Genomic DNA, 13,436 nt, shown 5'->3' with positions numbered 1-13,436 from the left:
GCCACGAGAGGCGCTCATGAACTTCAATGACGAAGTCGATTGGCCGGAAATCTTTCGCGGATACATTTCCAGGCCCAGTCTCGCCGATCCCCGCAACCCCAGACGATCGACCTACGTCACCACGATGCTCTTCCTGGAAGGCGCGCTGAGGGAGATAGACGACCAGCTCTCCGGCCGCAGCCCGCTCAGTCGCGACGAGCTGGCCGGGGCCAGGCTCACCCGGGAGATCGTGGTGAAACGCGCGGTCCGGGTGGCGGGTGAACTGCCGGCGCACGACCGCGAGGGCCTGCGCGTGGGCGATGGGGGCTTCAAGGACCGGTGGCCCGGACTGGGTGGCACGGCCAACTTCTTCATGTGCGTCATCAAATACACCTGCACGGCGCCCCGCTGGGGCCTTTTCCTCGATTACGGGCCGCGTCGGGCGTTGGCCGAGCTGGCCAGGGTGCGCAGCGGTGAAATGGACCTCACGGCGCTCATCGGCAAGATTTCGGCGCACGACCTGAGAATGCGCACCCGATTGGCGAAGTACTGGCTCTTCCAGTTGTCCCTGACGATGGACGCCAAGTGGAAAGCCGTCGCGACGAAGGCGTACCGCGAACTCCTCGACGCGTACACCGATCGCTGGGTGCCGGTGTACGAGGAAGGCCTGCGCCAGCTCGGGGTGCGGTTCCGGCCCGGCATGACCCCGAAGAAGCTCAGCGCGACGCTCTCCGCGCTCACCTCCGGGTTCGCGCAGCACATCGCGGGGACGGGGGACGAGTCGCCGGTGCCCGGCGAGGACGGCTGCGCGTTGCTGGCCGAGGCCGTCCAAGGGCAGATCTACGCGGCCCTCGACCACGGCGACGACTGCGACATCTCGACGGCCTTGCGCAACACCCTGCTCCAGTCGGGAAGCTAAGCCGTGGTCGACCGGACCTCGGGCACGTAGAGGCCGAGGATGCGCGTCATGTGGCGCAGCAGGGCGCGCAACTCGTCCTGCTGCGCCGGGGTCAGCCCGGCCACGGCGCGGTCTTCGACGGACTTGGCCGCCTCCTGGGCGCGCTCGACCAGTCGCCGGCCCTCGGCGGTGATCCGGACTTCCAGGATTCGGCCGTGCGTGGGGTGCGGGGTGCGGACCACCAGCCCCCGGTCGAGCAGGGACGCGATCGCGGTGGACATGGACTGCGCGGTGACGCCGGCCCGGTGCCCGAGTTCGGCCCCGGACAGCCCGTCCGGGTGCTCCAGGCCGAGTTGGGCCAAGGCGGCGAACTGCGCGTGGTTGAGCGAGAACGGGCGCAGTGCGCGCTCCAGGTCCTGGGACAGCGCGTTGCTGACCATCCGCATCATGTAGGGCAGCCGCTGCCCGTAATCCCTGACCATGTCCGCGACGCTCCCCAGTCCTTCGTTCAGATCGGCAAGGTACAACCTTCCCCATAATGTAAGGCACCTGATATGTTGCCTTACATGCCACTGCAGATGCTCTTACCCGCCGACACCGCCGTGCTGCTGATCGACCACCAGGTCGGCACCATGAGCTGGGTCGGGTCGACCGACCGCGAGGTGATGAAGGCCAACGCCCTCGCCCTCGCCAAGGCGGCCAAAGCCCTCGACATGCCGTTGGTCCTCACCTCGTCCCTGGAGGACAACGCACAGGGCCCGCTCGCCGAGGAGTTCGCGCGGATCGCGCCGGAGGAGTTCGCCGGGCGGGTCAGGCGCAGCGGCGTCGTCAACGCCATGGACGACCCCGACTTCGCCGACGCGGTCACCGCGACCGGCCGACGCACGCTGGTCATCGCCGGTGTGACCAACGACGTGTGCACCGTCTACCCCACCCTCACCGCGGTCGAGAAGGGCTACACCGCCTACGTCGTCGCCGACGCCGGCGGTTCGACCAGCAAGATCGCCGACGACATCGCCCTGCGCCAAATGGAACGAGCCGGCGCCGTGATCACCTCGACGAACATGGTCCTCACCGGACTGGCGCGGGACTGGTCGTCCCCGGCCGGGCAGGCCCTCATCCCCGTTGTCGGCGAACTCATCCCCGTCTGACCACCGGCGACCCGACGACCCGCCCACTTGACGACAACCGCGAATGAGGGGCCGCTCACACGTGCGCGCGGACGCCGGTTTGGGCAGGCTGTGGAGATGACCACCTCCGAGGCATCCGCGCGGATCGCCGTCACCGGGCTCGCCGTCATGGGCAGCAACCTGGCGCGCAACCTCGCCCGGCACGGCTTCCGCGTCGCCGTCCACAACCGCAGCTCCGCCCGCACCAAGTCGCTGATCGAGGAGCACGGCCACGAGGGCGACTTCGTGCCCGCCGACACGCTCGAAGAACTCGTCGCGAGCCTCCAGACGCCGCGCCAGATCATCATCATGGTCAAGGCCGGCGCGCCCACCGACGCCGTGATCGACGAGCTGGTCCCGCTGCTCGCGCCCGGCGACATGGTGATCGACGGCGGCAACGCCCACTACGCCGACACCCGCCGCCGTGAGGCCGCGCTCCGCGAAGCGGGCCTGCACTTCGTCGGCGCGGGCATCTCCGGCGGCGAGGAGGGCGCGCTCAACGGCCCGTCGATCATGCCCGGCGGCTCCGCGGAGTCCTACCGGCACCTCGGCCCGGTCCTGGAGTCCATCGCGGCGCAGGTGGACGGCGTCCCGTGCTGCGTGCACGTCGGCCCGGACGGCGCGGGGCACTTCGTCAAGATGGTGCACAACGGCATCGAGTACGCCGACATGCAGCTCATCGCCGAGGCGTACGACCTGCTGCGCCGCGTCGGCGGCCGGACGCCCGCGCAGATCGCCGACGTGTTCCGCACCTGGAACACCGGCGACCTGGAGTCGTACCTGGTGGAGATCACCGCCGAGGTGCTCGGCCACACCGACGCGGAGACCGGCGCGGCGCTGGTCGACGTGATCGCCGACGAGGCCGAGCAGAAGGGCACCGGCCGCTGGACCGTGCAGGAGGCGCTGGAACTGGGCGTCCCGGTGACCGGCATCGCGGAGGCGGTCTTCGCCCGGTCGCTGTCCGGCCGGGTCGACCAGCGCACGGCCGTGCGGGACGCGTTCGGGCCGTCCGACGTGACAGCGAAGCCGGACGCGGACCTGGTCGAGGACGTTCGGCTGGCGCTCTACGCGTCGAAGGTCGTCGCCTACGCGCAGGGCTTCGACCAGATGCGCGCCGCGAGCGCCGAGTACGGCTGGGACCTGGACCTGGGCGCGATGGCGACCATCTGGCGCGGTGGCTGCATCATCCGGGCCCGGTTCCTGGACCGCATCCGCGAGGCCTACGACAAGCAGCCGGAGCTGGCGTCGCTGCTGGTGGACGACTACTTCCGGGACGCCGTGGCGAACGCGGAAGAGGCGTGGCGGCGGGTCGTGGTCAAGGCGGTGTCGGCGGGGGTGCCCGCGCCCGGCTTCGTGTCCGCGCTGTCCTACTACGACGGGCTGCGCTCCGAGCGGCTGCCCGCGTCGCTGGTGCAGGGCCTGCGGGACTTCTTCGGCGCGCACACCTACCGGCGCACCGATCGGGGCGGCAGTTTTCACACTCTCTGGTCAGGTGACCGGTCTCAGGTGGACGCCTGACCCGGCCGGCTCGATCATGGCCGGGTGCGTGATCGCTTCCGGCGCAACCCCGTCACGGCGGGCTACCTGCTCGCCGTGACGGGCCTTGCCCTGCTGGTCCGGTTCGTCCTGGCGGACGGGATGCCGGTGCAGGTGAGAGCCTCGCTGAGCACCAACGCGGGCAACCTCGCCGACCACCCGGTGAACGCGCTGCTGGGCAGCGCGCTGGTGCTGGACCCGGCCGACGGCGTGGTGCTCACCGGCCTCCTGCTGCTCGGCGTCGCGGTGTGCCTGGGCGCCTTCGAGCGCGAGGTCGGCCCGTGGCGGGCGGGCGCGGTCGCGCTGGTCGGGCACGTCGGCGCGACCCTCGTGACCGCCGTGGTGATCGCCCAGGGCGTGTACCCGATGGACCTCACCGACGTCACGGACGTCGGGGCCGGGTACGTCGCGTTCACCGCCGCCGGCGCGGTCACCGCGCTGATGCCCGTGGTGCTGCGCGGGCCGTGGCTGGCGCTGCTGGTCGCCTGCCCGCTGTTCACCGCCGAGTGGTTCGGCGCCTTCCCCGAGTTCGGCGCGGTCGGCCAGGTAGCCGCCGTGTTCATCGGATCGGGTTGCGGCGCGCTGGCCGTTCACCGGGTCTACGCGGCGGTCGGCCGCTAGCCCCGTCACCTGGGGTGACGTTCTCGGTAAAGATCAACACGACCGGGTGGAACCGCTGTCCGGCACGCCACGTCGTCGCCATCATGGTGGGGACGCGAGCTGTGCGACGCGGGCTGTGCCGACACGTCCCCTGTGCCGACACGGAGGTGCCACCGTGGCGACCCCGGACCACCGCGCCGAGGCCGAGCCGAGACTCGACGCCTTCAGGCCGCGCCTCCCGCTGCCCTTATCGCCGCGTTGAACCACCGCTCTCCGGCGCCCCAGCCGACCGGCGTGGGGCGCTGAACCCATGCCGACGGAAGGGAAACCGATGAACCGCCCACGCCCCAACAAGTCCCACGCCGGCGAGCACACCACGGCCGGTCCTCCGGGCGGCCTGGTGTCGGCGCTGCGCTACGACCTGCCCGCGTCGATCGTGGTGTTCCTGATCGCCGTGCCGCTGTCCCTGGGCTTCGCCGCCGCCACCGGCGCGCCGCTGCTGGCCGGGTTGCTCTCCGCAGTCGTCGGCGGCGTCGTGGCGGGCGCGCTGGGCGGGGCTCCGCTCCAGGTCAGCGGACCGGCGGCGGGCATGGTGCTGATCGTCGGCGGGCTGATCGCCGAGTACGGCTGGGCGGCCACCGCGATGATCACCGCCGGGGCCGGCCTGGTGCAGGTCGCGGCCGGCCTGACCGGGGTCGGCCGGGCCGCGCTGTCGCTGTCGCCCGCCGTGGTGCACGGCCTGCTGGCGGGCATCGGCGTGACCATCGTCGCCGGCCAGATCGCGGTGGTGCTGGGCGGTCAGGCCGGCGCGTCGGTGGTCGCGAGCCTCGGGCGGCTGGCCGGACCGGTGGACTTCGCCGCGCTGCTGGTCGGCGGCGTCGCCGTCGCGGTGCTGCTGCTGTGGCCGCGGGTGCCGCGCTCGTCCTACGTCCCCGCGCCGCTGGTGGCGGTGCTGGCCGCGACGGTGGCGGGCAGCGGGCTGGCCGTGGCGCGCGTCGACCTGCCCGCCGAGGCGCTGAGCCAGTTCACGCTGCCCCGGATGCCGTCCGGGACGGTGGCCGGGATCGCGTTCGCCGTGCTGACCGTGGCCGTGGTGACGGCCGTCGAGTCGCTGCTGTCGGCGGTGGCCGTGGACAAGCTGCACGACGGGCCGCGCGCCGACCTGGACCGCGAGCTGGTGGCGCAGGGCGTGGCGAACACGGTCGCCGGGTCGCTCGGCGGGCTGCCGGTCAGCGGCGGCATCGCGCGCGGGTCGACGAACGTGGCCGCCGGGGCGCGGACGCGGGCCTCCGCCGTGCTGCACGGGGTGTGGATCGCGGTGTTCGTGCTGGCCCTGGGCTCACTGCTGGAGCTGGTGCCGCTGGCCGCGCTGGCCGGGGTGCTGCTCGTGGTGGGCGCGCGGCTGGTGAGCGTGCGGCGGATGCGGACCCTGTGGCGGCACGGCGAGTTCACCGCCTACGCCGTGACGGCCGCGGGCGTGGTCGTGCTGGGCCTGGTGGAGGGCGTGCTGCTCGGTGTCGCCGCGGCGGCGGTGCGGTCGCTGTGCCGGCTGACGCGCAGCACCGTGCGGATCGAGGAGGAGCCGGACGGCTGGCGGGTGGTGATCCGCGGCTCGCTGGTGTTCCTCGGCGTGGGGCGGCTGGTGCGGGACCTGCGGACGATCCCGCTGGGCAGGCTGGTGGTGCTGGAGCTGCACATCGACTTCCTGGACCACGGCGCGTTCGAGGCGATCGACGACTGGCGCGCGGGCTACGTCCGGCTGGGCGGGCACGTGGAGGTCGACGAGGTGCACGACACCTGGTTCTCCAAGGCCACGCGCGGCATTCCGGCGCTCGGCAAGACCCCGCTGTCGCCGCTGCCCCGGTGGTTCGCGCCGTGGTCGCACTGGCAGCGCCGCCGGGCCGTGACACTGCCCCGGCCGCGCGAGGACGCCGACCCGATGATCCGCGGGATGCACGAGTTCGAGCGCTCGGCCGCGCCGCTGGTCCGGCCGTTCCTGGCGGAGCTGGCGCTGCGGGGGCAGCGTCCCCGGCAGCTCTTCATCACCTGCGCGGACTCGCGGGTGGTGCCGAACCTGATCACCACCAGCGGGCCGGGCGACCTGTTCTGCGTGCGCAACATCGGCAACCTGGTGCCGGTCGACGGTGACGACTCGGTGGGCGCGGCGGTCGAGTACGCGGTGGAGGTGCTGGCCGTGGAGACCATCGCGGTGTGCGGGCACTCGGACTGCGGGGCGATGAAGGCGCTGGTCACCGGGTCGGCGCGGCCGAAGTCGAAGCTGCGGTCGTGGCTGCGGGCGGCGGAGTCGAGCCTGATCCGGTTCCACGCGCCGGGTGCGGAGCTGCCGGTGGTGGAGCTGCCCGTGGTGGAGCGGCTGGCGGTGGCGAACGTGGCGCAGCAGTTGGACAACCTGATGACCTACCCGAGCGTGCGGGAAGCCGTGGCGGCGGGGTCGCTGCGGCTGGTGGGGATGTACTTCGACATCTCCGAGGCCCGGGTCTACCTGGTCGACCCGGAGCGGGACGGGCTGGAGCCCGTGCGGGCCTAGCGGTTCGCTTCCGGGGCCGCCGATCCGGCCGGCGTCGGTGGGGAGGTCCGTGGCGGAACGGCTCCGGTCGTCCGTGAGATGTCTGCGACGGCGGAACGGCCCTGGGTCGTCCGTAAGAGGTCCGTGGCGGAACCGGCCCCGGTCGGGGGTTCGAGGTCGGTTCCGCCACGGGAGCGGTCGGGCGGCGCGGAGGGGCTCGATCATCGGGGGGAGGCGCGTCGCCCGCCGTGGGAGCGGGGTCGTCCCGCTCGTCCTTGGGGCCGGCTACACCACGCTCCGCACGTGCTTGCGCCGGCCGGACGACTCGGCGGCCATCGTCATCGCGAGCTGCACGCCCAGGTAGGCGCGGCACGGCGCGGGCAGCTTGCGGCTGAACCGCTTGGTCCGGCAGGTCTGGCAGCGGCCGTGCTCGTCGGGCGTGTGCTCGTCCAGCAGCGCTCTCAGCGCCGCCACCACCAGGGGCAGTTCGGAACGGGCCAGTTCGGTCGCCGTTTCGTCGTCACCGGTGGTCGCCAACCGCACCACCGCGTCCAAGTGCTCGTGCAGCGACTTGTCGAGCTGGCTGAAGACCGTGACGGACATCTCCAGCGCTCCTTCCCGGCCTTGCGGCGTCGTGTCCGGGGTGCGGGCCCCGGAGTTGTGCTCCAGCAGCCTGCGACTGTCCACCGGCCGACTGCAAGTTGCAGTACACGAATGGATGACGGCCCTTTGCTCCGGTTGCACCCGCCCAACAGACTCTGCTCACCGGATCACGAGGAGGTGTGCCGATGACACGTGGCAGCAGCCCGACACTGCGCAAGCGGCGGCTGGTCAGCGAGCTGCGCAGGCTGCGCGAGGAAGCCGCGCTCACCATCGAGGAGGTCGGCGAGCGGCTGGAGTGCTCGGCGTCCAAGATCAGCCGCATCGAGACCGGCCGGGTCGGGGTCACGCCCCGCGACGTCCGGGACATGCTCTCCGCGTACGGCGCGGACCGCGACACGCTGGACGAGCTGGTCCAGCTCGCCCGCGAGGCCCGGCGCAAGGCGTGGTGGGACGAGTTCGGCGACATCGTGCCCGGCCGGTACATCGGGTTCGAGGCCGACGCCGAGTCCGTGCGCACCTACCAGGGGCTGATGATCCCCGGTCTGCTCCAGCACGAGGACTACACCAGGGCGCTGATCGCCCACGTGCTGCCGGACGCGGCGCCGGGCGAGGTGGCCCGGCGGGTCGCGCTGCGCAAGGCCCGGCAGGCGCTGCTGCGCGAGGAGGTCCCGCTCAGCCTGCACGTGGTGATCGACGAAGCCGCGCTGCGGCGGCTGGTCGGCGGGCCCGACGTGATGGGCCGCCAGCTACGGCGACTGAACGAAGTCGGAAAGCTCGACAATGTCACTCTTCAGATCATCCCATTCGTTGCGGGCGGTCACGCTGCGATGGACGGGCCGTTCGTGATCCTGGCTTTCCCGGAAAGGTCGGATCCCGACGTGGTATACATCGAAAGCACGCGAAGTGACATCTATTTGGAACAGCCGTCCGACGTCGTCAGGTATTCCGACATGTTCGCGCGACTGGCCGCAGCGTCTTTGGGCACAGCCGATTCGGCGGCGTTGATCGAGGAGGTCTCGCGCGAACTTCTCGCGAACCGGGAGTAACAGACCCATGCAGCAGGAGTGGCGCAAGAGCAGGCGTTCGTCCGCCTCCGGGCCGGAGTGCGTGGAAATCGCGGTGGCCGGCCGCGGTGCGGCCGTGCGGGATTCGAAGAACCGGACCGGTGGCGCGTTGAGCTTCGGTTCCCCGCAGTGGTCGCGATTCCTGGGTGTCGCGAAGAGAGGCGCTTACGACGAACGCTGAGCCCGGCGCCGCGCCGCTGAGGGCGCTCGTGCCGATCGCCAGGCTCGTGCCGGACGCCGGGTCGGATGGGCGCGGGTGCTGGTGCCGGGCGGGGGCGCGTCGGATTGGCGTGGGTGCTCGTGCCGGACGCCGGTTCCGGATAGCCGGGAAGTCAGGGGCGGGTCCATCGGGGTCCGCCCCTGACTTCTGCCCGAGAGTCCCTGACTTCTGCCCATGAGTCCGTACGACCAAGGTCTGATCTGGCACCAGACCCCGGTCCGATGCGCGACTGTCCCTGTTCCGGTGAACTTCTCGCTGGAGGGGGTGGTGTCGGTGGTTCGGGCCTTGCGTGCGTCGGGAACGGTGTTACCGGGCGTTGCCGGTCATCGTGCTCGGCGAGTTCATCCGCGCGTTGCCCGCCGCCGACCGGCCGTTGGCGCGCTGCTCGGCTGGTGGCACCTCGGCGGCCTTAACCTGCGCGGCGGGCGCGCCGGCCGTGATGGCACGATCCCGCACTGGGTGGCCGCCCCTGCACGGCGCGGCTCTGATCGTTATCCGGGGGAGAAGACATGGCCTTCCTGACCGACGCGCTGGAAGGGCTGGCCGGCTTGCCGCAGCCCGCCGTGCTGGCGGTGACGGGCGCGCTGACACTGGCCGAGTGCACGCTGGGCGTGGGGTTCATCGCGCCCGGCGAGAGCGCGCTGCTGCTCGCGGCGACGACGGTGACCAGCGTGCCGAGGTTCCTCGTCATGTGGCTCGTCGTGTCGGTGTGCGCGGTGGCGGGTGACAGCATCGGGTACTTCCTGGGCCGCCGGTACGGCGACCGGATGCGCGAGAGCAAGGTGGTCCGAAAGCTCGGCCAGGAGCACTGGGACAAGGCCGGTGCGCTGCTGCGCCGGCGGGGCGCCTGGGCGGTGTTCTTCGCCCGCTTCATGCCGGTGGTGCGGACCCTGGTGCCCGCGTCGGCCGGTGCGTCGAAGCTGGAGTACCGGCGCTTCCTGCCGGCCTCGATCGCGGGCGCGGTGAGCTGGTCCGCGTTGCACATCGGCATCGGCTCGGCGGCGGGGGCTTCGGCGAAGTACATCGAGTCGGTGTTCAACGGCGCGATGTGGGCCCTGATGGGTGTCGCGATCGTCGTCGGCCTGGTGGTGTTCCTGCGCCGTCGCCGGAAGGCCGCCGCCGCCGCCGCGCCGGCCGAGCGGCAGGAGTTGGAAGAGGTCGGCTGACCGAAGTCCGTGCGGCGGGCGGGAGCCCGCACGCGGTCGAACGCAGTCGAAGGGGCCGCGTCCAGGGGTTCGGGTCCTGGACGCGGCCCCTTCGACTGGGGGGAGGGCAGGAGGGAAGAGCCATCCCCTACCGGATGGTCTTCCCCGTGGAGACGGGGACGAGGGCGGGCCGGCGTTCCGCCGCCGCGGGCTGGATGCCCCTTGCACGCCGGCCTGCCCTCGTCGTTCTGGGAGAGCAGCGGATGTTCCGCTGTCTGGCCCAACCTTCCCCACCGGGGTTCGCCCTGTGTGGTTGGTCGGACACGCTTAGCGTAAGAATGCGGCTACAGCGCGACTGGAGCCGGACTGGAGTGATCTCCTAGTCTGCGTCGTGAGGTCGGGTCAGCTTTGAGCCCTTCGGCGAAGGATCGGTCGGTGGAGTACGACGGCGTGGAGCCCTTGCGGTTCGAGGTGCTCGGCCTTCTCCGGGTGCGGCGCGGCGACCGGGAGGTCGACCTGGGCGCCGCCAAGCAGCGTGCCGTGCTCGCGGTGCTGCTGCTCGGCCGCAACACCCCGGTCAGCCGGGACCACATCATCGAGGCGGTCTGGGGTGACGCCACGCCCAGCAGCGCGGTCAACCTCGTCCAGACCTACGTGGCCGGGCTGCGGCGGGCGCTGGAGCCCAGCCGCGCCCGCCGCGCGCCCGCCGAGCTGCTGACCTCCGTCGGCGACGGCTACCTGCTGCGGCTGGCTCCCTCGGCGGTGGACCTGGACGCGTTCGAGCACGGCGTGGTCGCGGCCGGGCGGCTGAGAGCCACCGGCGACCTCGAAGGCGCCGCGCGCACCCTGGACGAGGTGCTGGCGCTGTGGCGGGGCGAGCCCTTGGGCGGCGTCGCCGGGCTGTTCGCCGAGGTGGAACGCGGCCGGCTGGCCGAGCGCCGGCTCGCGGTGCTGGAGGAGCGGGCCGAACTGCTGCTGCTGACCGGGCGCGGCACGGAACTGGTCCAGGAGCTGACCGCGCTGGTCGCCGAGCACCCGCTGCGGGAACGCGGGCACGGGCTGCTGATGCGCGCGCTGTGCCAGGCGGGACGGCAGGCCGAGGCGCTCGCCGCGTACCGCGAGGCCCGGCGGGTGCTGATCGAGGAGCTGGGCGTCGAGCCCGGCCCCGAGCTGCGCCGGCTCCAGCAGGCCGTGCTGTCGGGGGAGGACCCCGAGCCCGAACGGCCCACCCGGCCCATCGCGCTCCCCGCGCCGACGCCGGAGCAGGCGCTGCCGACGATCCCCGCGCAGCTTCCGCGTGCGCCGGTCGCGTTGATCGGCCGGGACGCCGAGGTGGAGCGGTTGGACGGGCTGCTGGGGTCCTACCCGTCCGGCGGCCTGGTGCTCGTCGTCACGGGGCCCGCCGGGGTCGGCAAGACGGCGTTGGCACTGCACTGGGCGCACCGGGTGCGGGAGGAGTTCCCGGACGGCCAGCTCTACATCGACCTGCACGGGTACGACCCGAACCAGGAGCCGTTGGGCGCGGGCGAGGTGCTCAACCGGTTCCTGCGGACGCTGGGCGTGCCGTCGGCGGACATCCCGGTGACCGTGGAGGAGCGCTCGGCGCTGTTCCGGACGCTGGTCGCGGACCGGCGGATGGTGGTGATGCTGGACAACGCCCGCGGGTCGACCGAGCTGATGCCGCTGCTGCCCGGCTCGCCGTCGTGCGTGGTGGTGACCTCGCGGCGGCGGCTGGTCGGGCTGGTGGCGCACGCCGACGCCCGGCTGCTGGAGCTGGACATGCTCGACACCGACGCGGCCGTGGAGGTGCTGGGCCGGGTCGCCGGGCGCGACGGGACCGAGCTGGACGCGTTGCGGCGGTTGGCGGTGCTGTGCGACGGGCTGCCGCTGGCGTTGCGGATCGCCGCGGCCCGGCTGGCCGTGTCGCCCGCGCTGCGGGTCGCCGAACTGGTCGCCGAGCTGGACGACGAGCACGGGCGGTTGGCCGCGCTGGGCCTGGAGGACGAGGACTCGACCGTTCGCGCGGCGCTGGACGCGTCACGGCGGGCGCTGTCGCCGCTGCCCGCGCGGTTGCTGGCGTTGCTGGGCCTGCACCCCGGGCCGGACGTGACGGCGTACGTGGTCGCGGCGATGGCCCGGATCAGGGTGTCCGAGGCGCAGCGGGCGCTGGACGCGTTGACGGCCGCGAACCTGCTGTCGGTCGGGGAGCCCGGCCGGTACGGGGCGCACGACCTGGTGCGGGTCTACACCCGGACGTTGGCGGCCGAGCTGCCTCCGGAGCTGCGGCACGAGGCGACCAGCCGGATGCTGGACTTCTACCTGCACTGCGCCGATCTCGCCGACGGGCTGCTGCCGGTGGGGCGTGGGAGCGTGCAGGTCGCTCCGGAGCTGGTGCCTTCGGAGGTGCCGCGGTTGACCGGGGCCGGAGATGCGACGGCCTGGCTGGACGCCGAGCAGGGCAACCTGATCGCGGCGGCCGAGTTCGCCGGGGAGGGCGTGGAACGGGCTTGGCTCGTGCACGCCTGGCAGTTGCCCTACACGTTGTCGCGGTTCTTCTGGCTGCGCACCGACCGGTCGACTTGGCTGCGCACCACGGAAGCCGCGATGCGGGCGGCTACCTCGTTGGGCGATCCCAAGGCCCGTTTCGTGACGTTGTTCAACCTCGGCGTGGCGTTGGCGCAGTTCCAGCGGTGGGACGAGGCGTTGGTGCGGCTGCGGGAGGCGTTGGAGGTCGCGCGGTCGTCCGGCGATGTGAACGCCCAGGCTCGGGCTTTGACGACGGTGGGCGACATGTTGCAGACGTTGGGGCGGATGGACGAGGCCGAGACGTTCTACCGGGAGGCGTTGGAGGTCAGCCGTGCTGCCGGGTCTCGGTGGGCGGAGGCCGCGGCGCACCACAACCTCGGGCCCTTGTACCTCGCCATGCGCCGGTATGACGACGCCAAGACCTGGTTGCGGGCTGCGGTGCGGATTTATCAGGAGGTCGGTGAGCAGTGCGGGGAATCCACCTGTCACACCGATCTGGCCGCTGTCCTGTTGGAGTCCGGGGAGTTGTCGGAGGCGGTGGCTTCCGCTCGGACCGCGTTGTCGGTGGCTTCGGCCGCGATGAGTCCCTATCACCAGGCGCTGGCCCATGATCGGTTGGCCAGTGTGTTCGAGCGGCAGGGGATGGCCGGGGCGTTGGCCCACTGGCAGCGGGCGTTGGCGTTGTTCACCGAGTTGAACGCTCCTGAGGCTGATCAGGTTCGGGCTCGGTTGGCTCGGGTTCGGTCTGCTTCGGTGGGGTGAGCTTCGGGCTTCGGGCTGTGCGGGGGTCGGTGCCGGCTTTTGGTGCAGGGGGTCCTCGCTGCGCTCGCTGTGGTCTGGTCAAAGCCGAGTGGTGTGGTCCATTTGCGTGCTGTTCCGACTTGAGTCCAGACCTGCGTGCTCCCGGTGGCCTTGAGTCCGTGGTTGCCCTTCTGCCGCCGTTTTGCGTAAAAAACGAAATCTTTTCAGCTTTGGCTGGTGGTGATCGACTGCCTGCCGGTGGGCGCTCCTGGCGGTTGGTCCGGTCGTGGCTCGTTTGCGCTGGTTGGCGGTGTCATGGTGGCGTGAGAGCGCTCTCATCGCGTTGTGGCGTTCTGCGTGATCGGTTGAGTGGTCTGGACCTATTGACAGAAAGGTCTGGACCTATTTACGTTTCGTTCGCTCCACTC

General features: G+C 71.8%; 12 protein-coding genes. 9 read left to right on the top strand and 3 right to left on the bottom strand.

What is annotated here, in order from left to right; genetic code table 11:
• Positions 1-124: 124 nt before the first annotated feature.
• Positions 125-898: a hypothetical protein gene (locus ACQPZF_RS32520; protein ID WP_433263547.1), complete on the top strand. Its 774-nt coding sequence runs from the start codon at positions 125-127 to the stop codon at positions 896-898.
• Here the strand turns inward: ACQPZF_RS32520 and ACQPZF_RS32515 are convergent.
• Positions 895-1,359, bottom strand: coding sequence for a MarR family winged helix-turn-helix transcriptional regulator (locus ACQPZF_RS32515; protein ID WP_433263545.1), 465 nt, complete (start codon positions 1,357-1,359; stop codon positions 895-897). The genes ACQPZF_RS32520 and ACQPZF_RS32515 overlap by 4 nt on opposite strands.
• A gap of 84 nt (positions 1,360-1,443) precedes the next feature.
• Between ACQPZF_RS32515 and ACQPZF_RS32510 the strand changes: the two genes are divergently transcribed.
• The 4 genes from ACQPZF_RS32510 (at position 1,444) to ACQPZF_RS32495 (ending at position 6,730) form a co-directional block, all read left to right on the top strand.
• Positions 1,444-2,028: an isochorismatase family protein gene (locus tag ACQPZF_RS32510; protein WP_433263543.1), complete on the top strand. Its 585-nt coding sequence runs from the start codon at positions 1,444-1,446 to the stop codon at positions 2,026-2,028.
• 96 nt (positions 2,029-2,124) lie between these two features.
• Positions 2,125-3,564 (top strand): NADP-dependent phosphogluconate dehydrogenase, encoded by a 1,440-nt coding sequence (gene gndA, locus ACQPZF_RS32505; RefSeq protein ID WP_433263541.1) that lies wholly within the window; start codon positions 2,125-2,127, stop codon positions 3,562-3,564.
• Between the two features lie 24 nt (positions 3,565-3,588).
• A complete protein-coding gene (locus ACQPZF_RS32500) occupies positions 3,589-4,203 on the top strand; it encodes a rhomboid-like protein (protein ID WP_433263539.1) in 615 nt (204 codons plus the stop codon).
• 310 nt (positions 4,204-4,513) lie between these two features.
• Positions 4,514-6,730, top strand: coding sequence for a SulP family inorganic anion transporter (locus ACQPZF_RS32495; RefSeq protein WP_433263538.1), 2,217 nt, complete (start codon positions 4,514-4,516; stop codon positions 6,728-6,730).
• A 264-nt stretch (positions 6,731-6,994) separates the two neighbouring features.
• Here ACQPZF_RS32495 and ACQPZF_RS32490 read toward each other — a convergent pair whose 3' ends face one another.
• Entirely contained in the window at positions 6,995-7,396 is a 402-nt protein-coding gene (locus ACQPZF_RS32490) for a hypothetical protein (protein ID WP_433263536.1), read from the bottom strand.
• A 101-nt stretch (positions 7,397-7,497) separates the two neighbouring features.
• Here ACQPZF_RS32490 and ACQPZF_RS32485 point away from each other — a divergent pair, with 101 nt between their 5' ends.
• Both ACQPZF_RS32485 and ACQPZF_RS32480 read left to right on the top strand, forming a co-directional pair.
• Positions 7,498-8,358, top strand: coding sequence for a helix-turn-helix domain-containing protein (locus ACQPZF_RS32485; RefSeq protein WP_433263534.1), 861 nt, complete (start codon positions 7,498-7,500; stop codon positions 8,356-8,358).
• Between the two features lie 7 nt (positions 8,359-8,365).
• The gene (locus tag ACQPZF_RS32480; RefSeq protein WP_433263532.1) at positions 8,366-8,557 is read left to right on the top strand and encodes a DUF397 domain-containing protein; all 192 of its coding nucleotides are present in this window, start codon (positions 8,366-8,368) and stop codon (positions 8,555-8,557) included.
• 345 nt (positions 8,558-8,902) lie between these two features.
• Here the strand turns inward: ACQPZF_RS32480 and ACQPZF_RS32475 are convergent, their stop codons facing one another.
• A complete protein-coding gene (locus ACQPZF_RS32475) occupies positions 8,903-9,052 on the bottom strand; it encodes a hypothetical protein (protein ID WP_433263530.1) in 150 nt (49 codons plus the stop codon).
• A gap of 53 nt (positions 9,053-9,105) precedes the next feature.
• Between ACQPZF_RS32475 and ACQPZF_RS32470 the strand changes: the two genes are divergently transcribed.
• Both ACQPZF_RS32470 and ACQPZF_RS32465 read left to right on the top strand, forming a co-directional pair.
• Entirely contained in the window at positions 9,106-9,762 is a 657-nt protein-coding gene (locus ACQPZF_RS32470) for a DedA family protein (RefSeq protein WP_433263528.1), read from the top strand.
• Positions 9,763-10,176: 414 nt separating this feature from the next.
• Complete coding sequence (locus ACQPZF_RS32465) at positions 10,177-13,029, top strand: BTAD domain-containing putative transcriptional regulator (RefSeq protein WP_433263526.1); 2,853 nt, start codon at positions 10,177-10,179, stop codon at positions 13,027-13,029.
• Positions 13,030-13,436: the final 407 nt, after the last annotated feature.

The sequence above is a fragment of the Actinosynnema sp. CS-041913 genome (assembly GCF_050942485.1).
Lineage (GTDB): Bacteria > Actinomycetota > Actinomycetes > Mycobacteriales > Pseudonocardiaceae > Actinosynnema.
This window is presented reverse-complemented; position numbering and strand designations above follow the sequence as displayed.